The 21,160-nt window shown below is 69.7% G+C and carries 13 protein-coding genes; 5 read left to right on the top strand and 8 right to left on the bottom strand.

Annotated features, from left to right (window positions below):
• Positions 1–292 precede the first annotated feature (292 nt).
• Entirely contained in the window at positions 293–1,216 is a 924-nt protein-coding gene (locus ACFYW8_RS43765; RefSeq protein ID WP_389093426.1) for a PIG-L deacetylase family protein, read from the bottom strand.
• A 1,041-nt stretch (positions 1,217–2,257) separates the two neighbouring features.
• Between ACFYW8_RS43765 and ACFYW8_RS43760 the strand changes: the two genes are divergently transcribed.
• Positions 2,258–3,448, top strand: coding sequence for an NAD(P)/FAD-dependent oxidoreductase (locus ACFYW8_RS43760; protein ID WP_389093424.1), 1,191 nt, complete (start codon positions 2,258–2,260; stop codon positions 3,446–3,448).
• Positions 3,449–3,458: 10 nt separating this feature from the next.
• Positions 3,459–4,397, top strand: a complete 939-nt coding sequence (locus ACFYW8_RS43755) for a sigma-70 family RNA polymerase sigma factor (RefSeq protein WP_389093420.1) — start codon at positions 3,459–3,461, stop codon at positions 4,395–4,397.
• 269 nt (positions 4,398–4,666) lie between these two features.
• On the opposite strand, the gene ACFYW8_RS43750 is transcribed toward ACFYW8_RS43755, so the two are convergent.
• Positions 4,667–4,888 carry a hypothetical protein gene (locus ACFYW8_RS43750; protein WP_389093417.1) on the bottom strand — a complete coding sequence of 74 codons (222 nt, stop codon included), beginning with the start codon at positions 4,886–4,888 and terminating at the stop codon, positions 4,667–4,669.
• Positions 4,889–5,428: 540 nt separating this feature from the next.
• Between ACFYW8_RS43750 and ACFYW8_RS43745 the strand changes: the two genes are divergently transcribed.
• Positions 5,429–6,262 (top strand): hypothetical protein, encoded by an 834-nt coding sequence (locus tag ACFYW8_RS43745; protein ID WP_389093414.1) that lies wholly within the window; start codon positions 5,429–5,431, stop codon positions 6,260–6,262.
• 13 nt (positions 6,263–6,275) lie between these two features.
• Here the strand turns inward: ACFYW8_RS43745 and ACFYW8_RS43740 are convergent, their stop codons facing one another.
• The 4 genes from ACFYW8_RS43740 to ACFYW8_RS43725 are packed head-to-tail and all read right to left on the bottom strand — an operon-like array spanning position 6,276 to position 16,158.
• Positions 6,276–10,796 carry an AAA family ATPase gene (locus ACFYW8_RS43740; protein ID WP_389093411.1) on the bottom strand — a complete coding sequence of 1,507 codons (4,521 nt, stop codon included), beginning with the start codon at positions 10,794–10,796 and terminating at the stop codon, positions 6,276–6,278.
• Entirely contained in the window at positions 10,793–13,729 is a 2,937-nt protein-coding gene (locus tag ACFYW8_RS43735) for an SAV_2336 N-terminal domain-related protein (RefSeq protein ID WP_389093407.1), read from the bottom strand. The genes ACFYW8_RS43740 and ACFYW8_RS43735 overlap by 4 nt, the downstream gene beginning before the upstream one ends.
• Complete coding sequence (locus ACFYW8_RS43730) at positions 13,726–14,721, bottom strand: AAA family ATPase (protein ID WP_389093402.1); 996 nt, start codon at positions 14,719–14,721, stop codon at positions 13,726–13,728. Before ACFYW8_RS43730 ends, ACFYW8_RS43735 begins: the two co-directional genes overlap by 4 nt.
• Positions 14,722–14,760: 39 nt before the next feature.
• Positions 14,761–16,158 carry a hypothetical protein gene (locus ACFYW8_RS43725; protein WP_389093399.1) on the bottom strand — a complete coding sequence of 466 codons (1,398 nt, stop codon included), beginning with the start codon at positions 16,156–16,158 and terminating at the stop codon, positions 14,761–14,763.
• Between the two features lie 736 nt (positions 16,159–16,894).
• On the opposite strand from ACFYW8_RS43725, the gene ACFYW8_RS43720 reads away from it, so the two are divergent.
• The gene (locus ACFYW8_RS43720; RefSeq protein WP_389093394.1) at positions 16,895–18,310 is read left to right on the top strand and encodes a hypothetical protein; all 1,416 of its coding nucleotides are present in this window, start codon (positions 16,895–16,897) and stop codon (positions 18,308–18,310) included.
• A 355-nt stretch (positions 18,311–18,665) separates the two neighbouring features.
• Here ACFYW8_RS43720 and ACFYW8_RS43715 read toward each other — a convergent pair whose 3' ends face one another.
• Positions 18,666–19,358 (bottom strand): TetR/AcrR family transcriptional regulator, encoded by a 693-nt coding sequence (locus ACFYW8_RS43715; protein WP_389093391.1) that lies wholly within the window; start codon positions 19,356–19,358, stop codon positions 18,666–18,668.
• Between the two features lie 65 nt (positions 19,359–19,423).
• On the opposite strand from ACFYW8_RS43715, the gene ACFYW8_RS43710 reads away from it, so the two are divergent.
• A complete protein-coding gene (locus tag ACFYW8_RS43710) occupies positions 19,424–20,542 on the top strand; it encodes an FAD-dependent oxidoreductase (RefSeq protein ID WP_389093386.1) in 1,119 nt (372 codons plus the stop codon).
• A 367-nt stretch (positions 20,543–20,909) separates the two neighbouring features.
• On the opposite strand, the gene ACFYW8_RS43705 is transcribed toward ACFYW8_RS43710, so the two are convergent.
• Positions 20,910–21,160, bottom strand: a 251-nt coding sequence (locus ACFYW8_RS43705; protein WP_389093383.1) for a hypothetical protein, incomplete at its 5' end; no start/stop codon positions are given.

Below are 21,160 nucleotides of genomic sequence, written 5' to 3'. Positions count from 1 at the left end.
ACCGCATCAGCAAGACTTGACCGAGTTCATCAGTCCCCCTGGGATTCGATTCGGTTCGGATTCATCGATGAGCGGTGTTCAACCGCGGGGACAGCGCACGCCGTGCCGGGCACCGGCCGGGGTGTCGGAGGTGTTCGCCGTCTTCCGCGGCGAGAAGTCCGCGCAGGGAAGGATCTCATGGCATGCCGCCGACCTCAGCCAGTCCCGCAGCCGCGGGCGCGTGCGAGCCGTCGATCGCCGCGTCGTCCATGTCCGGCAGGCTCCCAGGAATCGGTTGGGCAACCGTCCTCGCTCAATTCCCTCGGCCAGGCTTGTAGTTGGATGGCAGGGCGTACACGAACTCCCTCGGGTCGCCGTATGCCTCCTCCAGCATGGTGGGCACGCTGTGGTAGCCGGCGGTGTAGAGGTTCCGGTTCGGGTCCCACGTGTTGTACGCGAGGATCGCGGCCCGCTTCTTCGTCATGTGCGAGGACGGGATGTTGAGTACGTAGTCCGCGCCGCGGTCGCGCTGGTCGCGGCTGAAGGCCTCGTAGGTGTAGATGTGGTTGAAGCGGACGTCCTTCAGCTCGCCGTTCTTCATCAGCCAGTACGCGGCGTCGCTGCACGCCTTGTGTGTGGCGTTCGTGGGCTTCGTCGGGTCGGTGGTGTCGAGCCACCCCGCGGTGAACTTGTGCGAGGCGCCCGGATACTGCTGGGCGAGCGCGCGGACCTTGCCCATGATCTGCTGGACGAAGGCGTCGTACTCGCCGTCGGTGCCGTAAGCGGTGTCGGAGAGCTTGAGGTTGATGACCTTGTCGACGCCGAGGGCCTTGGCGGACACGTTGAACTCGGACGTACGGCCCGAGACCACCTCAGGCGTCGGCCATGTCTCCTGCCACCCCAGCTCGTGGTAGTGACCAGGGGCCGAGCACTTGTCGCCCAGGAAGCAGGGAGTCTGGTTGAGGTTCTGCGCGATGCCGCCGTTCTCGCCCTTGGACACGAGCACCAGGTAGACCGGTCGGCCTGCGGCCTTGTGCTCCAGGATGGAGCCGGCCATCCCGATCGCCTCGTCGTCCTGGTGGGGTGAGTAGAAGATCGCGGGTGTAGTTGCCGCCGCGGCGCTCACGGCGCCCAGAGACCCTTGGAACGCGACGCCCGCGGCCGTCAGGCCGGCGGCGGTCAGTACCGACCTCCGGGAGAGACCGGTCGGGACAGCACCATGGTGGGGGACGGCCATGCGGCGACTCCAAATTTCGGCGTACGGGGCATTCGGCCCGGTCACATACGGAGGACAGGGCAGGCGCGACTGCTGCGCGCGTCACCAAGGTGGCAGGAGCTGCTTACGTCTCGCTCACGTCTGGCTGACGTCGGGTCGGCACGTTTCGCGCCGGTTGCGTACGGCAAGAGGCCACCCGCGGTCTGCCCTCCACCAGCTTCGGAGCCGGCTCCGGCACAATGGCTCGCTGAGCGGTCACAGGCAGCCTGCTGAGCGGTCACAGGCAGGCTGACTCCCGCCGCGCCCCCATAGGTCCTGAGCAGAGCATTTGCCAACCTGGTTGAGAGCTTCTGCCGGCCGGCGGCGCAAGGTCACTCGGGAATGCGCTGACCAGCCCTCCTGCGCTGATCGAGTCGGAATGCGAGCATGCAGGCAAGGGTGACCGCCAGGCTGACGCCGACGACCACGTTGTCCGCCCCGTGCTTCTCCTGGGCCGGCCCCAAGGAAGGGGCACCTCCGCCGGCAGCCACCGCCGACTCACTGGCAGACGCCGAGTCATCCCTGTCGTCCATCGCCACCTCGTGCCCCGGTTCTCAGACATCGTTGCCTGCGCTCGGGAGCGTACTCCCGAGTCGAGCGCTGGTTCTCCGTCTTGCGGAGCTTGCCGGCGCATAGGCAAGTCACCACTCAACTGGCCGACTCAGGCGTTCAGTTGCAGCGGGGCACGAACGGTCACCGGAAGTGACTCTCCGAGGTGCCGCCCGCCGTGGTCGCATTCCAGCGAAGCAACTGGCGCGAGAGCACATGAGTTTCCCAGGCCGGGAGAAAGCCTGGACTGACACGCTGTAGAAGGCTTGGCCATCCGGCGAGACCGAGAATCCGCTGGAGAGCCGGACCGAGGTGTCGCCCGAGGAACGGGCGGTTCTACTCGTGGCAATCCTCGGCGCCCCCACGGCGCGCGACGCTCCTCCTGGCTCAGTGACCCGCGTCACACCCGGTTCCTGTCAGCAATCGGGGCGCCGTCTCGTTCGAAGGACACGCGAACGAGACAGGAGCAACGCCATGAAGCACCGCATCGTCGTACTCGGCGCCGGATATGCCGGGGCCTTCGCCGCCGGGAACCTGGCCCGCCGGCTCTCGCCCTCCGACATCGAGATCACCGTCGTCAACGCCGTGCCCGACTTCGTTGAGCGGATGCGGCTCCACCAGCTCGCGATCGGCCAGGACCTCGCGCTCCGCAAGCTCGCCGACGTATTCGCGGGCACCGGGGTGCGGCTGCGCCTGGCACGCGTCACCGGCATCGACCCCGAGCGCAGGACCGTCGCCGTGACCGGCGAGGACGGCGATGGCGAGCTTGCGTACGACACCCTTCTCTACGCGCTCGGCAGTTCCGTAGCCCACCATGGCGTCCCCGGCGTGGCCGAGTACACCTTTGATGTGACCGGCCGGTCCTCGGCGTTGCGTCTGCGCGAGCGCCTGTCCGGCCTGGGCGAGGGCGGCACCGTGCTGATCGTCGGTGAGGGGCTGACCGGCATCGAGACCGCCACCGAGTTCGCCGAGTCCCGGCCCGACCTCTCGGTCGCGCTCGCCGCCCGCGGCGAGCTGGGCGCCTGGCTCTCCCCGAAGGCCCGCCGTCACCTGCGCCGTGCCTTCGCCCGGCTCGGCATCACCGTCCACGAGCACACCGGCATCGAAGCCGTCGAGCCGGCACGGGCGATCGCCGCCGACGGTACGTCCATCCCGGCCGACGTGACCGTGTGGGCGGCGGGGTTCGCCGTGCACCCCATCGCGGCCGCCGGCGGCCTGGAGGTCGCCGATACCGGCCAGATCGTCGTTGACGGCACCATGCGCTCGGTGTCACACCCGGACGTCTACGCCGCCGGTGACTGCGTCTACGCGATCGGCGAGAACGGCCGGCCGCTGCCGATGTCCTGCGCCTCGGCAGGTTTCACCAACATGCAGGCGACGGCCGCGATCATCGCACGCCTGACGGGCAGCGAGGTCCCGACCACCGGGCTGAAGTACTACGGCAACCACATCAGCCTCGGGCGGCGGGACGCGATCTTCCAGATGGTGGACAGGGACGTCCGGTCGAGGTCCTGGTACCTGGGCGGCCGGACCGCTGCGCGGCTGAAGTCGGGCGTGCTCAAGGGGGCCGGGTGGGGCGTGGCCCACCCGACCTTCGGCATGCCGAAGCGCAAGCGCCGCCTGGCCACCGCACCTGACCGGGCAGGTGTGAGGGTCGCTGCATAGGCTGCTTCGCATGGACAGCGCAGCCATCGATCGGTTCGAGGCCAGCCGGGGCCGGCTGGCCTCGCTCGCGTACCGTCTGCTCGGCTCGGCCGCCGACGCCGAGGACGCCGTGCAGGACACGTTCCTGCGCTGGCAGGCCGCAGACCGCGAACGGGTCGAGGTGCCGGAAGCGTGGCTGACCAAGGTCGTCACCAATCTCTGCCTCGACCGGCTCCGCTCGGCGCATGCGCGCCACGAGCGAGCGGCCGGTGCCTGGTTGCCCGAGCCGCTCCTCGACGGCGACCCCATGCTCGGCCCGGCCGACACCTTCGAGCAGCGCGAATCGGTGACCCTCGCCGTCCTGACCCTGATGGAGCGGCTCTCGCCGGTCGAACGGGCCGTCTACGTCCTGCGTGAGGCCTTCTCGTACAGCCACGCCGAGATCGCCGGGATCCTCGACATCACCGAGTCCGCGAGCCAGCAGCATGTCCACCGGGCGCGGATCCGGGTCGCCGCCGAGCGCCGCCGCGGCGGCGAGGCCGACCCCGCGTCCGCGCGCCGGGTCGTCGAGGAATTCCTCGTCGCTGCCACGTCGGGGCGCACCGAACGGCTGGTGGCGCTGCTGACCGACGACGTGACGGCGGTCTCGGACGGCGCTGGACTGGGCACGCGGCTGTTGCGGTACGAGACGCGCGAGCGGGTCGCCTCCTACGTGCGGGCCGGCTTCAAGCCCACGGCGGCGAAGCGGCGGCTGGCCGGCGGCTCGCCCGCGATGTATATCGCCCTGGTCAACGGCTCCCCGGCCGTGCTCGCCGTGGTCGACGACCGGGTCGTGGGCGCCGTGGCGTTCGAAGTCAGCGACGGCAAGGTCGCGTCCCTGCGCGGCATCGCCGCCGCAGGCCGACTCGCGCGCCTCAACGAGGCCTGGCGGCACCACGAACCCGACGCTCCGGTCATCAGCGCATGGTGACCGGAGCCACCGGAGCAGCCGACCATGAATCGTCACGCAGGGCTGACCAGGGCTGACCAGGGGGGTCGTGACTGCGGCGTCGGCTGCCGTCGTGCAGCAGGTATTGGTCGGCTTCAGCTCGTATGAGTTCCGCCGGCGCCACTATGAACCGAACGCTCACAGCACGGCTCTGCACAGGCTCCGCAGTCGTCCGTGCCTTTCGGCCGCGATTCGTGGTCGCTGTCACGCAGTTGGACACCCACCGGGGACGCGACCCGGCGCCCCTGGAATCAGTCCAGGCGCGTACGGCGGTCGCTGAGGAATCGGAGAACAGAGGTCCGCTCGCCGGTGGACATGAGGGTCCCGTCATCCCAATGCGTCACGTCAGTGCGGTACACCGCAAACTGCCAGTGATCTTCGCGGTCCAGGACGGGTTCACCGACGATGGTCGCGGTCTTACCCGAGGCTGTCAGCTTGATCTCGTACGGAGTCGTCTGCTCGACGTCGAACATCGATCACCTTGCGTGGACAGGATGGTTGGGTTGTTGCCGGGCTGCCGTGTTGCTGACTTTAGCTGCTGTACCGCCGACTCGGGGCCTCACCCTTGCCAGGTATGGCGTCGTCCGCTCCGCTCCCTTCCGACGGAAGTTGGCTGCGCCTGCTCGACCAGCCCGAGCTCGTCCTACCCGCCCGCTGACCCCTTCGCCTCCGAGAGGTCGCACGGGCGGAGGCCGTTGAGGGGTTCGTGAGGGGCATCCGCTGATGTCAGCGGATGCCCCTCAAGACCGTGGTGATTCCGGGAGCCGCTCCGGTAACTCCCGCAGGCACGTCGGAACGGCCTTCGGGGTCGCGCACGGAGCCCGTCGAACCTTCACGAACGCGCTGACGGGAGGAAGTTGAGCCCGGAATGCCATCACGGATCTGCCGGGGCCGCAGCAACTCGGGCAGTTGCACCTCGGCTTGCTGCGGCGTATCTCGAACCCGCGGCGGCTGTGTCCGCCGCTGCCCTACGCTGGGGTCCACGAGGATGCTCGACCACCACGGGGGGTTCGATGCTCGTAGGCATTCACGGGATCCGTTGCTACCGCTACCTGGCACGGGCCGGCAGTGCGGACGGGGCCGCACGGGCGTTGGCAGCCGAATGGGGTGCGGCGCTGGGCGCCCAGTACGACGGGGTCTCCTACGAGCAGGGAGGCCTCGACGCGGCCTACTACGCGCATCTGCTTCATCTGGGGACGACCCAGGGATCTGCTGAGGACCCGGAACTCCTCGAGGCGACGGGACAGCAGATGCTCGCGGACTGGGCGGCAGAACTCGGCGCTCCCGACGAGGTTCTCATGGGCCGGGCTGGGCTGCCGGTGCGTCAGATCGCCGAGTGGATCGCCCGTCGTCACGGTGATCTGGCCAGGCGAGCGGTGGTGTTGTTCTGTCGGGAGGCCGATACCTATCTCGCTGATCCCGCCTCGCAGCGGCGTACGGAAGTACGGGACGAACTGCACCGAGTGATGGAGCGTCGGCGCCCGCGGGTACTCATCGCGCATTCGCTGGGCAGCGTGATCGCCTACGAAGCCTTGTGGCACCGTCCCGTGGAACTGGACGTGCTCATCACGCTGGGCTCCCCACTGGGACTGCCGGGGGCGATCCGTGACCGTTTGTGCCTGGGGCCGGGTAACGAGGAGCGGACCGGGCAACGACCGCCGGGCGTGCGGCGGTGGGTGAACATCGCGGACATCGGGGACGTCGTGGCGATCCCTCGTGACCTGCCTGCCTCCTTCCCGGGTATCGACGTCCATCACGAGGTGAGCCTCGGCCTGGCCGCCTCCCATAAGGCGACGCGCTACCTGGCGGTGCCCGAGGTGGCTGCCGAGCTGTCCCTACTGCACTGATCTCCCCTCACGATCAGTCGGAGCGGCGCAGGACGACGATCTCCCACTCGCATCCCAGGACGATCCGGTCCTCGCACACCAGCAGCGACTGCACTGCGCCGGGTACGCCCAAGCTGGCGACCGAGCTTTCCAGGAACGGGTTCCAGACACGGACGGCACCGTCGTCCGCGACAACCACGAACGGGCCCTCGGGCCCCGCGCCGCACGCGACCGCGTTGACCCCGCCGACGATGGGCAGGGTTTCCCCGCACGGTCGTATCCGCGGAGTGCCCGACAGGTCCCAGAGCCGAAGGGTGCCGTCCTGGCCCCCGGTGACGGCGAGCGGAACGCCGTCGTCCGTGGTTGTGCAGGCCAGCGCGGTGGCCCAGCCCTGATGAGCCTGCACGGGCGGAAGGAGCGGCAGCCCCGTCGCCAGGTCCCACAGGCGCAGAGTCCCGTCGTCGCCGCAGGACAGTACGGTTGGGCGGGCGTCCAGATCCATGCAGGCCAGTGCGTTGACCCCGCCGGTGTGTCCGGCGATCGGCAGGCCCCTGCGGGAGCGGGTCTCCACGTCCCACAGGTGCAGCAAACCGTCGGTGCCGGCTGACACCAACACCGGCCGCCCTTCGAGGGACGAGGCCGCCAGCGCCTGAACCGGCGCAGTGGCGGGACTGAAAGCGAGCCCGTACGGAGTGCCCTCGCGCAGGTCCCAAACCCGCGACAGGCCGTCGGCGCCCGCGGTGACGACCAGGGTGCGCTCTTGCCCGCCGATGATCACCAAGTCATGCACAGACACCGGCCGTCCGGCTGTCGCTCCGGCGTGCCTGGTCTGCACCGACGGGCCGTACGGCGTGCCCTCTGCCAGGTCCCAGCGGTGCAGCATCCCGTCGGCACCGGCCGAGACGAGTACGGCGCGCTCGTCGAGTTCGGCGCAGGCGAGGGCGGTGACCCAGGAGGTGTGTCCGGGCTCGGGTGCGGTACGAGGCCGGCCGGGCGGCAGATGCCACACCCGCAATGCCGGGTCCATGCCGGCCGAGACCAGGACGGGCGGCGTTCCAGGGGGTCGGGCGAGGGCGGTCACCGCGCCCATGTGCCCGACGAAGCGGCCCTGTTCCGTGCCATGCGCAGGATCCCAGATCCGGATCGTGCCATCACTGCTGCCGCTCAGCAGACGGGGTTCTGAGCCCTCCTCACCATCTGCTGCCCGCAGTCCGTCCTCAGCGCCGTCCACGTGGGAGAGCGCGTAGACCGGCCCGTCGTGCGCGGTCGCCGAAGTCATCAGCAGAGCATGAGAGGTGGCGTCCCAGAGGCGCACATGGCCGTCCTCCCCGCCGGTCACCACGCACAAGCGGTCTCCTACGACACCAAGCGCGAGGGCGGTCACGCTGCACGGGTGGCGCAGATCTGGACCGGCCGTCTCCCCGAGCGGCGCGCAGAAGCGGACCGTCCCCTCGTCGTCGGCCACCGCCACGAGCGGTCCGTCGTCACCGGACACACAGACCAGAGCGGTGGTCCGGCCCAGGTCGCTTCGCAGGTTCTCGACGGGCAGTTCGCCCATCAGATCCCACAACAGCAGGTGCCCGTCCGCGTCCGCCGTCACGGCCATCGCCCGCCCCACCACGTCGACGCAGGCGAGGGCTCGCACCCCGCGCGCGCCGGGGAACAGCGGGGCCGCCGTCCGCAGAGGCTCCAGTGCGGGCAGGGCACGCCCCTCCGGGACTCCGTCCGCCGCCACCACCAGTACCACCGGCCGGCCGGCGCGTTCCGTACAGGCCAGCGACCTGATCTCGCCGCGGCCGGGATCGAGCGCACCGCGTACTCGGCCGTGCCGGGCGTCCCACACCCGCAGACGCCCGTCCCGTGTGCCGGTTACCACGTCGGACGGCCCAGATGCCGGGGCGGCGATCGCTGTCACCCGGTCCTCGGGCAGGGGCAGGGTGAAGGCATGGGCCGCGCTGATCCTGCTGGACGTGGCCCACTGCGGCGGCCACGGCATCGGGTTGCCCTGCCCGGGGCCCGGCCGGGCCAACCGGTCGGCGAGGGTGCGGGCGCCCTGCCGTACGGCGTCGATGGCCAGGATGTGCCGACGGCCCTCGTCAGACGTTCTGCGGTGAACGTGCGCGCTGGTTCGGTAGACAGTGGCGGCGCTGCGCGCCGACTCCGATGCGGCATGGCCCAGTTCGGGATCGAGCCGGTCGGGGTCGGCATGGACCAGGAAGCCGGGATCGGCGCACAGGGCGTCGAAGCAGCCCGCGTCGACGGCGTGTTGGGCGAGGTGATGACGCAGGTAGTCGTCGAGTCCCGCCCAACGCAGCCCCGCTGCGGCCCCCGATCCGCGCAGGGTTCCCAGGAGCGCCTCGTACACCGCCTGCTCGGCCGTCGCACCGGGTGCCGGGCGAGGGGCGGGTACGGCCTGGTCGCGCAACTCGTCCGCGATGCTCTGGTGCAACAGGCGGTACAGGGCGGTACCCCGGTCGTCGGGCACGGTACGGAGGAAAGCACGGAGTTCGTCGAGAAGGTGCACGACTTCTGCGGTGTGGTCTTCGAAGGCACGTGCTGCCGGACCGGGCGTGTCGGTGTCGTCCGGCGTGTCGGGTTCGGCCGCTTTCGACACTTCGCTCGGGCTGTCGAAGGCGTCGGCGATCGCGGCCACGAGCGCCACCGGCAGGCCGTCGCCCTGGGCGAAGGCGAGGGCTGTGAGGACTGGACGCAGCAGATGGTGGGCGTGGTCACCGGCGAACTGGAGATCCAACAGGCCAGGCAGGTCCCGGGGGACCTGTTCACCGAGTTGGCGCGCCGCCTCGGGGTCGTCCAGGGCGGGGGCCACGGCCTCCTGGAGAACATAGGACGTGTAGAGGGCGGCGATGAGGTGTGGGCCGGTGGCGGGGGAGGGCTCCGGATCGGCCAGGGCGCGTGCGGTGGCGCCGGCGAATTCCGTTACATGCTCGCTCCGCTCCGGTCCCATGAGCCGTTCGACGTACGCCCGCAGGTCCGCTTCCAGCGTCTCGTGTCCGACCGCGTCGAGGTCGATCAGGTTCCCGGTGGTCCGCGCGTCGGAGATCAGCGGCAGAAAGGGATCCTCCTCTCGGGCCGCCAGCAGTACTCGGCACAGTGGCAGCCCGTCGGGCCGGTCCAGGGTGGTCAGGGGCTGGAGCAGGTCGCGGACCAGTTCCACTGGGTCGCGAGCCTCATCAAGCGCGTCGAGCATGACGACGGGCGGCGGGCCGGAGCGGCGGCTGAGCGCCTCGATCAGCCGCCGCGGGTCCGTCTCCGGGGCGTCCGAGGAGTCGGCCCACCCCGGATCGTGAGCGCCGGTGCGGTGCACCAGGGACCGCACCACCTCGGCGAGTGTGCGCTGACGGGCATGGACGGGCAGCGGCGCCGACCGAGCGGTCACCTCGCGGCCGAGAGGCTGCCACAACGTACGGGTGTCTTCCCGTAGTTCGGGATGGGATGCGCACAACAACACGCCCAGGAGCGCGGACTTGCCCGCGCCCGGACTGCCGGTGACCACCATCAGCCGGCCCAGGCCGGCTCCGCCCGCGAGCCAGTCCGCTATCCGTTCGACCTCCGCCGCGCGTCCGGTGAACAGCCCCTGCCAGTCAGCCTGTTCGGCCGGAAAGCCTGCGCCGCCCTGGGCATGGCGGCGGAAGTGGTCGGGGTCAGCGACATCGTCGAGCAGCGAGGCGGACACCCCTGGCGTGGCACGGAGGGGGACCGGCCGCACGGCCGCCGCGTGGTAGCTGGGGTTGAGCAGGAACGGCAGGTCGGGTCCCACGGTGTCGAGGGCGCTGACGGTGATGCGCTGGGCGAGACCACCGCGCGCGTCGGTGGTCTTCCCCAGCTGCTTGCGCACTTCGTCGGCGAACCAGTGGAAGCCGATGTGCGGGCTGCCCGGGTCGAATTGCAGTCTTCGCTCGGCCAGCGCGGTCAGGACCTCGGCCACGGCTTCGCTGAAGCGGCCGTCCACCGCCACTTCCGCCTCGGCCGAAGCGGCCATCACCCACGCTCGGTTGGAGCCGTCGAGCATCCGGCGCAGCTGCCACTCCATACGGGCGGCGGCCCCGGAGTGGCAAAGGTCCAGCAGGAACAACACCAGCGGTCGGCCGGGAAAGTCCTCCACCGCGGACAGCCAACCTCCCACCGACGTACCCGCCGTGTGGGTGCTGTCGCAACCCAAGACGTACAGGCCGGTGGGTCTGACCACCCCGTGGCTGACGACATGGATGACGAGGACGTCGTCCGGTCCGGTCGCGGAGAGCAGTTCGTGCACGGCATCGCCGAGAGCCTCGGCCGTCGGGCCGGTCGACCCGTCCTCGGGGGCCAGCTGCTCGCATCGGTAGCCAAAGCAGGGCAGTTGCAGCGCTGAGGCCACCGCGGTCACCCGCTCCACGGCGAACAGCAGAGGATCGGGGCCCTCGTCGTCCAGGCCGAACTCCTCGTCGGGCGCGAACCAAGTCACCCCCACGCTCAGCGCGCTGCGCACCGGCCCATCGGCCGACGGCTCGGGCGGAGCCGGGTCCGCCGGGGGGCTCGTCCCTGGGGTGACAGTCATGGGCCCCGCTGTTTCTTGTCCACCGCGGTATCAGACGTCATCTGGGTCAGGAGCCGGGAAAGTTCGGCGCCGTCGGTGCCGGCCTGCTCCTGGAGCCGCTCCCGGGCCAACTCGCCCCAAGCGAGAGCCCCTTCGATGTCACCGCATTCAGCGAGGAGCCTCACCTGCTCGCGCACAGCCTCTCGCACGGCCGGATCAGCATCACCGAGGGCGCCCATCGGCTCCAGATGCCGAGTCAGGTCGAGGATGCCGCCGCTGTCCCCGACGGGCGTGGCGACGGCGGTGTGCCAGGTGACGAACGTGGCCCGTGCCAGTCGCTGAGCGGCGACCACCTCAGCCATCGCCATGTGTTCCCGGCGCACCCGCTGCACCACAGGCGCGATGAACACGGTCATCCCGTCATCGGTGGTCGTGACCAGTGCGGCGTCTGCGAGGGCGGCCACCGCCACGTCGTACGTCCGGGGCAGCGCCTGAGTGAGGAATCCAGTCGGCACAGGGCCTCCGGCCAGCACCGCGCACAAGTCCAGCAGAGTCGCGGCTGCCGGGCACTCTCGCACCGCGTGGTCCTGAGCGAGCGCGCACACCCTGGCCACGGGGTCATCGAGGGGGGCAGCGGGCTGTGCTCCGGGTTCCGGGTCCGCGCCGAGCGCGGTGAGCAGGGCGTCAGGCGCCAACCGGAGCAGCAGACGCGCCGCGATGGCCAGCGCCAGAGGTACGTCGTCGAGCCTGGCCGCGATTCGCAGCGCGACCGGGGCGGTGAGCCCGCGCACCTGGTCGAGCAGGAGGCGGATGCTGGTGGCCCGCTTGAACGACGGGACGGATCGAGACACGAACCCGTTCGGCCAGCCGCCGTCGGCGGAAGTGACCAGTACGGTGCCAGGCCCCTCGGGCAGCGATGCGGGAAGGTCCTGCGGCCGGGCGTCGTCGACCACCAGCAGCCAAGTCTCGGTGGGCCGCGCGCCGGTGGCCCGCAGCAGGGCGGGCAGTTCGCGTCCGGCGGAGGGCCGTCCCGCCGTCACCCAGGCCACGTGATCGTAGGCATGGCCGTACATCGCCACGTACCGGGCGGCCGTCGAGGTAGCGCCGCCGCCCTCACGGGCCGTCAGTACCAGGCCCGCGCTGCGGCCGCCGAACGCGCCAGCGTGTATCTCCGCCAGCAGCTCGTCCCGGTCCAGCAGCACGCCTACCGGGGGCACCGTGCCGTTGACGGAAAGGGGTTCCGCCTCCGCCGGCACCGGCACCGTACCGGTGGGGGAGGGACGGCTCGCCCCGAGCGGGGCTGACTCCTCCAACTGCCGGGCCAGCCCTTCGTAGCGTTCACTCAAGTGGCGCAAGGCCTGTGCGGTGACGATAGCGAAGGGGCGTACCGAGCGGGCGGCGTCGACCGCGGTCGCCTCGCCGTCCAGCAGGGCCGTGAAGTCGGTGGTGGGGGTGCCAGAGCGTTGAAGGCGGCCGAACAGCCACTCCGTGACGCAGGACAGCGTGTGCAGGATCTGGGACTGCCGCGCTCCGTCCAGCAGAACCTTGCGAACACCAGGACGAAAGTCGAACGAAACGGACAGTGTTTCGTCGGCGGGGGTGTCTGCGAGGTCCTGGTCGGCGCGGGTGACCAGACCAGTGAAAAGGATCTCGGTGAGCACGGACGGCCGGCTGTTTCCACACACCGCCTGTTGCACCAGCCGCATCACCGGCAGGCTCAGCGGCACGGCTGCCAGATGTGACGCGAGCCGGATCGCCATCGGGCTGGCGTGCTGGGTGAAGTCCCGGACCAGGTCGTCGGGGGACGCCGTCATGCCCGCGGCCGGGGGCGGTGGACTTGACGCTCCCGCGGCGCGGGACGCCGGGACCAGCGTGGCCAGGGTGTCCCACGCGGAGGTCTCCCCACTGACCAAGGCGGCCCACGGTCCGAGCCAGCGCGGGTCGAGCTCCAGCACCGGTACGGCCATGGCGCTCGCCGCGAACCGGTTTCTGGCCGACGGGTTGCCCTCCAAAGGGGTGACGACCAACCGAGTGTTGGGAGCACCGGGCATTCCGGAGCGAAGCTTTACTTCGTGGACGCTCAGCGCGCTCCGTTTCCACATGCGACGCGGCAGCAGCTGTACCAGCGCGACCGGGCCGTACTGGCCCCAGGTGTGCAGGAGGCGGTCCAGCGTACCGTCCGCCCATGAGGGGCTCACGTAGTCGGAAGCCACCAGCACGATGCGCCGCCCGGTGGGGTCGACGATCCCCAGCGGGCTGCGGTCCAGGAGACGCTCGCCGGGCCTCGCGGTGGGAGGGCGCAGCACGATGCCATGAGAGGGGATCTCCTCGGTGGGCAGCAGCCAGTGCTGCACGGACCGAAACGCTCCGACGCTGCCCAGTATGGACAGGAACTCCTCGACGGTGTCGCCCCAGACCGCCATGGACACCGAGTCGTCCACGACCACCACCAGGTCCAGCCAGCGGCTGGGTGCCGGACGCAGCACGGGGGACCACTGGGCGGTGTCGACAATGCCCTCCACCGTGGCCTCCTCGTCCAACACGGTCATGTCCCCCGAGGGGACCCTGCGGGTCAGCGGGCGCAGCGAGCGGGCGAGTGCCGAACGCTGCGGCAGGGCTGCCGGGGCCGGCAGCCGAATCCGTTCACCCCCGGTACCTCCAGGGACAGGCCGCGCCTCGGGCACGTACAACGACATCCGGGCTTCCGGCCCTCTGCCGATCACCCGCTCTTCCGGCGCCGCGACCGAAGCCGCCGGTGCCGGGATCTCCGACGGCAGTTGCTCCACTGCCCCCGGCGCGCCGTCCGGCCCCGCCACCAGGACATGACTGCCGGCAGGTCCTGCCGAGGAGGCCGACGGTCCGAGGCGCTCCGCCAGCCACAGTGCGTCTGCCAGCTGCTCGGCCTCGGGAGCCTCCCCGACAAGCCGCAACAGTTCGGCCAGCTCTCTGATCACGTGCCCGGACCGAGGGGCCTGAGCAGTAACCGCACCAACTCCTCGCGCCTTGCCGGGACCCCGTCACCGAGGGAGAGGAAGATGGCGTTGAGGAGCTGGTCGGTCGAGAGCAGCCCTTCGGCACGGTTGCGAAGGAACGTCTCGATGAGATCCTGGGCGCGGACCGTGGCGTCGTGCCCCAGATGCGCCTCGACGATACGAGTGAGCTTCTCAGGGTCCGGTTCGGGCAGATCCAACTGGATACAGCGACGCAGGAACGCGGCGGGGAACTCGCGCTCACCGTTGCTCGTGATGACCACCAACGGAAACTCGGTGCATTGCACCAGCCCTTGCACGACGGTCGCGACCACACCGGGGTCATGAGTCATGACGTCCACGGTGCGCTCCTTGGCCAGACGCACGAGCTCGGGGATCTCGAACTCCCCTTCCTCGAAGACGTGGAGGAGGTCGTTGGGCAGGTCGATGTCGCTCTTGTCCAGCTCGTCGACGAGCAGCACCCGCGGCTGGTGCGAGGGCAGCAACGCCGTGCCGAGCGGCCCCAGCCGAAGATAGACCCCGATATCGGAGACCTCCTCGGCGCGCACCAGCGGCTCACTCACCGGCCGAGCATGCGCGGCCGCCGTCCGGCCGGCCTCCCGCAAGCGCCCGATCGCGTCGTAGGTGTAGAGGCCGTCCTTGAGCGTCGTGCGGCTGGTGACCGGCCAGACGAGAACGCGGCCCAGCCGGAGTTCACGGGCGACGTGATGGGCGAGGGTGGACTTGCCCGTTCCCGGCCGACCGGTGACCAGCAGGGGACGGCGCAGCAGCATCGCCGCGTTGACGGAGGCGACCGTGTGCGAGTCAGACTGATAGGCGCGAGCCCGCGAGAGTGAACGGCTGCTCGCACGGTCGTCCTGCCTGTCGGTCATGTCGCGCCACGGTGGCGGAGCGGGTAGCCGCCTAATTCCCTCGTGAGGCTCGCCGTGGCCCTCGTAGATACGCAATTCCTGCACGTCGTCCTGTCCCTCCCGTCCCGTTGTCGCCGTCCGGAACTACGGCCATCGCAGCGCGCCTCCCCCTCCGACGATGCTGGTCGGATCGTCCCAGAGGAGCGCAATGTGGCGACCCCAGCCCATGCCCGCTGACCGTAGCGTTTCCGCCCGCAACGATCGCACTCGTTCCGGCAGTTGCTCGGATCTGCCTCCGTGCATCAGTTCCCGCATGGTCCAGCGGAAATTGCCGCGCGGGGGATGGTCGGTCGGCCCTGTCCGCCGGTCCCAAAGCACCACCGGCACGCCCGCGTCGAGTGCCGTGGCAAGCGCGTCCGCCGTGACGGTGAGGGACGAGTGCTCAAGGACCACCGCACACACGGACTTGGGGACGGCAGGGGGGCCGTACGGCACCGGTCGGTGATCGGGACCCAGCCACAACACCTCGTGCTCCGGCAGCGCGCCGCCGGCGGTGTAAGCATCCCAGCGCCGCGTCCATTCGCGGTGGGAGGGCGGGTCATTGGCACGTTCGAGATCGCGCACGACGACGGAGCAATTCACGCCGAGGGCGAGCTCCGGAGAGCCTCCTGCAGAGGGGTGTTCGTCTGTCACCCATTCGTCCACCGGCAGGCCGAGCAGGAACCGCGGCAGCAGGAACTCGACTCGCTTGGGCGGTCGGCCGCCCGTGTAGTCCCTGACGACCGCCATGAACTCGTTCATCATGGGCGGCACTTGGGACAGCGGCCGCGGCTCGTCCTCCTGGACCAGCGGCAACCACCCGTCTTTCCCGTATCCCAGCCAGGCCGACAGCAGACAGGAGTCGCCGCGAGGCAGATAGGGCTGAAGGCTCAAGACGAGAAGGGCGTCTTCGTCAGTGGGTCTGACGGGCTCGTGGTCCGGCAGGGGCAGCCTGAGGCGGTGCGCGAACCGAGTGCTCCACCCGCGTACCTCGTACCGCAGACGCTCCGGCACGTGGCGGCCCGCCACCAGCGCTTTGGTGAATCGCAGCACACGGGGCTCGCCGCCCCGTGGTGTCGGCAGATCCTCCAACACGGCGACAGCCTCGCCCGGATCGTCCGGCAGGCGTTCGACGACCGGGCTGGCCGCCCCGAGGTAAGCCGCGAGCCAGGGCCTACCCGGCGCCGAACCCAGGATGGCCACCAGGTCGCGTCGTTCGCCCTCCTGCAACTCCTGGGGGAGGGAGAGAGCTTCGACCAACTGTCGCAATCGCGTCAGCGTGTGGGCGTCACCGCAGAACAACGTGAGCACGTCGACCAGCGTTGCGAGCCCGCCGGGAATGCTCAGGCATGTCCGAACGATCGCGAAGGTGTCCGGCCTTACGGAGACGTGACGCGGTATCTGCGCCGAGATCTGCGGACCCAGTTCGCCAACGATCACCGTACGCGTTGGGTGATCCAGGAATTCGGGCAGGCCGAGCAGTACATCGACGAACTCGGCCACTCCACCGAGTGCCCCCCTCGCGTCCGACTCCTGCATCAGGTAAGCGGTCCGCGAGCCGTGCCGACTGCCACCATGCTGTGCCTCCAGGAGTTGGAATCGCTCCTAATTCTAAGGAGCCGACCCGATTTCCGTGGTGGTTCGGGTAAAGGAAGTTGATCGAGCGTTCCCGGGATTGGCCGAGTACGGTCCGACGCCCTCTGGTCTGGTCGACGCACCAACCTCCTGCCTCACCAGGACAGTCCAGGTTCCCCGGCCGCAGTGGAACGAGTTCGTCCCGCCTGCCCCGCCGGAAGGATGCCCGTGAGCGCCGACGCACACGAGGGGCTGTAGCCCCCGCCCTCCGCACGCTCCTCGCTGAGCCCGCTCGACAGCCGGGTCACCGGCCCCGGCGAGTACCCGGATGACGTCAGCCGGTGGCGAGCCGACGGCACCCGCGCGGCGACGGTATCCGGCTGTCCAGCCACTTGAGGACCTGGTGTGTGATGCACGCCGAGGCGGTCCCACAAGGGAAATGGCGTGGGCGTCTGTCATACCGGTGATCTAAGGTCGCGCTGTTCGTCACCACCGGGAGAGTCGCCGCGCGGCGCTCTTGCCGACGTGTGGTTCCGGCAACGGCAGCGATGGAGACGGTCAGGAACCGCCGTCCAGCTGTCAGGCGTGGTGCGGACCGGATCCTGGAGTCGCACCCGGTTCCGTTCCGTGAACTGCGCAAAACCCCTCAATCGTAAGGATGTTGATGAGACGTAATTCCCTCACCGGCTTAGCCGCAGTTTTCGCTTCGGCTGCGGGTCTGGCCGCTTCGCTGCTGGTCGCGGGCCCGGCCGGTGCTGTTTCCGGCCAGCCGGTGATCACTCTTGACGCGCCGACGCCGGTGGCCTTGCCGGCTGCTCCTGCCACGGCGGGCCTGTACTTCGACTTCCACACCAAAGCCAAGAACCTTACGGCTGACGATGCCACGCTGACCGTGGACGCGCGGGGTCTGTCGAAGATCGCCAAGGTGGAGTTCTCGAGCAACTGCACCGTCCACGGCCTGGTCGCCACGTGCTCGGAGTCGTTCGAGTCCGGCTCCAACCCGAAGATCGGCCTCGGGTCCATGACCCAGTTGACCCTGACCGCGCTCAGGGGCAGCCGGCTGGGCGCCACGGGAACGTACAAGATCACCGGCCGGTCGGCGCACGCGCAGATCGCGGGCGGCACGGGATCGGTCACCGTGGGAGGGCCGTCCTTCGGCCTCACCCGCCTCGCCGACCGCAGCAATCTGAAGGTCGGCAGCACAGTTGCCGAACCGGTCCGGTTCACCAACGCGGGCAACCGTCCCGCCCGCGGCGTGCAGACCGCTCTGGCGGCCTCACCCGGCCTGGACTTCGCCGACCACTACGCCAACTGCAAGTACGGCTTCAACGGCGCCATCCACTTCGCGGTCTGCTACCCCAAGGGCGGCATCAACATCGCGGAGACGGCCGCCCTGGCCGCCCCGGTGCGCCTGCACGTGAACTCCACCGCCCTGTTCACCTACCTCGACGTCCTCACCGCGCCCCTCGGCCAGCCGGGCTGGCCGGACGGTCAGGGCATCAAGTGGACGTGGGGCAAAAGGTCCGCGCCCGCGCTCAAACTGAAGGTGATCAAGGCAGGCCGGCGGTCCTCGGCCCCGGCGGGCTCCGTCTCCCTTCCGCAGACGGGCACCGTCAGGGATTACCAGATCTCTTCCCTGAAGGCCCGCAACACGGCCGACTTCGCGGTCTCCGGCGCGAGCGCTCAAGCCGATACGGGCAAGACCGCGACCCTCGACCTCCATCTGACCGCCAACGGTCCGGCGACCCTGTACGACCGCAGTGGCGGTGAAGGAGTCCCCACCGCCTGGGTGACGCTCCCGCCCGGCACCACCGCCGTCGGCCACTCCGCCAACTGCGCCCCGTGGCAGGAGAACAATCCGACCGCCGAGGCCAAGGGACCCTACGTCTGCGGCCTGCCCAGCTTCATCGTGCCCAAGGGACAGGCCACCGACTTCGCCTTGACTCTCCGGGTCGACGACGTGGTCGCCCATGCCAAGGGCAGCGTCCAGCTGGTCTGGGGCCCGGATCCGGCCGACTCCCACCGGCCCGATTTCGATCCGGACAGCCGCAACGACTCCGCCGTCCTCACCATGAACTGAGCCGCCGCAGGGGCGGCGCCGGGCTCTGCCACCCCGTCACAGCCGAACGAATGCTCCTCCGCCGTCCAAGACGTGTGGGCGTATGCCGAGCAGCACCTGCCCGGCAATCGGCGCGCCGCCGGTAAGCGACGAGGGCGCGTCCGGCTCGGCTGTCCCGCCTGCCGGCGAACGGCGGCCCGTCCCCGGTACGAGACCTGTCATGCCGGGGACGGGCCGTTCGCGCCCCGACGCAAGAGGCGCACGCTCCCGGCGCCCCAATGCCAGAACCGAGGCTACGAGGTGGTTGCGACGCGCAAACCCACACCGCCCGCGGACACAGACCCCGACCTCGCTCACATTCGGCAACAGATGGATGTCACTCCGGCCGCCGGGTGAGTTTGGCGGCCACGGCGTCGAGGACCCAGTCCAGGCCGGTCGCGAAGGATTCCTCGGCGTCCACGTCCGTGCCGTCGTGCACGGCCTTGGCCAGCGCCGGGAATCGGCCCGTGGCCAACATTCTCGTCACATGCGCCCCGGAGGCGCGCTGCCAGTCACGCTTGGAGAGGCCCGTGTCGCGTTCGGCCCGCAGGTTCGCGATCTCGCGCCTGATCGCACCGATGACGTAGGCGCTGACGGTCTCCACGCCGCGCATGACGGTGTCGAGGTCGGCGAGGCCGTCGAGGGAGGCCAGCTTGGCCTCGGTCACGGCGAGGCCGTTCGGGCCCAGGGTCGGGCGGCCGCCGAGGAGGTCGGCCAGCCATTCGTGACGGAGAGCGGCCCGCCTGGTGCGGTGGGCGAGGATGCGCAGCGCCTCACTCCAGTCACCGGGCTGCTCCGTGGGGAGAATCTCGGCGTGGACCTCGTCCACCATGAGGTCGAACAGCTCCTGCTTGGTGGAGATGTATCCGTACAGTCGCATCGGGCCGGCGTTCAGCCGGGCGGCGACCTTGCGCAATGACACCGCCTCCAGCCCGCCCTCGTCGGCCAGCGCGATGGCGGTGGCGACGATCCGTTCCCGGTCGAGCGGCACAGGGCGAGTCGTCGGCTCCGGCCGGTCCCACACAGTCATGGTCACATCGTACTGTTGCGATACAGGTTGCGATACAGCGTATCGGAGCAATACACTGCATCGCCATGAGACATCGTATCGCCGTGGTCGGGAGCGGTCCAGCCGGCCTTACCTTCGCCCGCGTCCTGCACCGCCATGGCCACCTCGTCACCGTCCTCGAACGCGATGCCTCTCCCGATGCCCGCCCCCCGGGCGGCACGCTGGACCTGCACGAAGGGCTGGGCCAGCTCGCACTGGACAAGGCGGGGCTGCTGACCGAGTTCCTGGCGCTGTCCCGTCCCGAAGGGCAGGCCATGCGCATCCTGGACACGGCCGGGACCGTCCTGCGTGACTGGCGACCCCGTCCGGATGACCGGGCCAATCCCGAGATCGACCGCGGGCAACTCCGTGACCTGCTGCTCGGCCCTCTCGACGTCCAGTGGGGGCGGGAAGTGACGCAGGTGGTGCCGGGGACCCGGGATGGCGTACTCGTCCATTTCGCGGACGGGCGACAGGAGACGTTCGACCTCGTGGTCGGCGCGGACGGCGCCTGGTCCCGGATCCGCCCGGCGGTCTCGTCCGCGACACCGCACTACACCGGGGTCACCGCGGTCGAGACCACCCTGGACGACGTCGACATCAGCCACCCCGACCTCGCCCGGTTGATCGGTGACGGCTCCCTGGCCGTCTACGGCGTGAACCGAGCTCTCGTCGCCCAGCGCAACAGCGGCGGCCACGTCAAGGTGTACGCCCAGTTCCGCGCACCGCTGGACTGGCACACGGACCTGGACCTGGCCGACGTCGAGGGCGTGCGATCGAGCCTGCTGGCTCTGTTCGACGGCTGGGCCGCTCCCGTCCTCGACCTCCTCCGCCACGGCGCCGCCTTCGTCCACCGCCCCCTCTACGTCCTGCCCGTGTCCCACACCTGGACCCACGTCTTCGGGGTGACGCTGCTGGGCGACGCCGCCCATCTGATGCCTCCGTTGGGGGCGGGCGCGAACCTCGCGATGCTGGAAGGCGCCGAACTGGCCGAGTCCATTGCCGCCGGCGGTGCAGATCTGGACGAAACCGTCCGCGCCTTCGAGGACCAGATGTGGGCACGGGCCGGCAGGTGGGCGAAGATCACGACGGCCGGTCTGGAACGCCTCGTGAGCCCGGACCCCGCCGAAGCCCTCGCCCTCTTCGACCAAGTCCAGCCATCCTGACGGCCGAGCACGAGAACACCGGCACCCACGTCAGCGCGGCTCGCGCGCCCGGTTGTCGTCAGCCCACCTGGCACTCCTTCCTCTGGAACCTCGCGTACCGGTCTCCCGGTATCCACGATCAAGAGGGAGGAGCAGAGGAAGAATCACTCGCGACGGCCACCCGATGTGCGTGCGCACCTGGTGACCTGCTAACGTCCTCGTCGCCCCAGAAAACCCATTGACATGGGTCGAGCGGGGAGGCAGGGTTGAACAGTTGCCTAGAACTGGACACGTCCGGCGGCAACGGTTAGAGTCTGCTCGCTTCTCAAAGCAATCGATACGTCGATTCAGAAGAAGCCACTCCTGATGATTCAGAAATGGATGCCGGTCAATCCGGCCCGCAGATTCTGATAAAGTCGGAGCCGCTGGAAAGGGAAACGCGAAAGCGGATTACCTGGAAAGCGCCGAGGAAATCGGGTCCGAAAGGTTCTGATAGAGTCGGACTCGCCGGAAAGGGAAACGCGGAAGCGGGAACCTGGAAAGTGCCGAGGAAATCGGATACGGAAACGGTCTGATAGAGTCGGAAACGCAAGACCGAAGGGAAGCGCCCGGAGGAAAGCCCGAGAGGGTGAGTACAAA

The sequence above is a fragment of the Streptomyces sp. NPDC002742 genome, from assembly GCF_042888885.1.
In the GTDB taxonomy this organism is placed as follows: domain Bacteria; phylum Actinomycetota; class Actinomycetes; order Streptomycetales; family Streptomycetaceae; genus Streptomyces.
The sequence above is the reverse complement of the archived record's forward strand: the minus strand, read 5'-3'. Positions and strand labels throughout refer to the sequence as shown.

Bases quoted from the DNA above. Each gene is read 5' to 3' on its own strand.
- ACFYW8_RS43715 (WP_389093391.1), bottom strand. From the start codon at position 19,358: ATGACTGTGTGGGACCGGCCGGAGCCGACGACTCGCCCTGTGCCGCTC.
- ACFYW8_RS43760 (WP_389093424.1), top strand. From the start codon at position 2,258: ATGAAGCACCGCATCGTCGTACTCGGCGCCGGATATGCCGGGGCCTTC.
- ACFYW8_RS43720 (WP_389093394.1), top strand. From the start codon at position 16,895: ATGAGACGTAATTCCCTCACCGGCTTAGCCGCAGTTTTCGCTTCGGCT.
- ACFYW8_RS43750 (WP_389093417.1), bottom strand. From the start codon at position 4,888: ATGTTCGACGTCGAGCAGACGACTCCGTACGAGATCAAGCTGACAGCC.
- ACFYW8_RS43740 (WP_389093411.1), bottom strand. From the start codon at position 10,796: ATGACTGTCACCCCAGGGACGAGCCCCCCGGCGGACCCGGCTCCGCCC.
- ACFYW8_RS43710 (WP_389093386.1), top strand. From the start codon at position 19,424: ATGAGACATCGTATCGCCGTGGTCGGGAGCGGTCCAGCCGGCCTTACC.
- ACFYW8_RS43745 (WP_389093414.1), top strand. From the start codon at position 5,429: ATGCTCGTAGGCATTCACGGGATCCGTTGCTACCGCTACCTGGCACGG.
- ACFYW8_RS43765 (WP_389093426.1), bottom strand. From the start codon at position 1,216: ATGGCCGTCCCCCACCATGGTGCTGTCCCGACCGGTCTCTCCCGGAGG.
- ACFYW8_RS43755 (WP_389093420.1), top strand. From the start codon at position 3,459: ATGGACAGCGCAGCCATCGATCGGTTCGAGGCCAGCCGGGGCCGGCTG.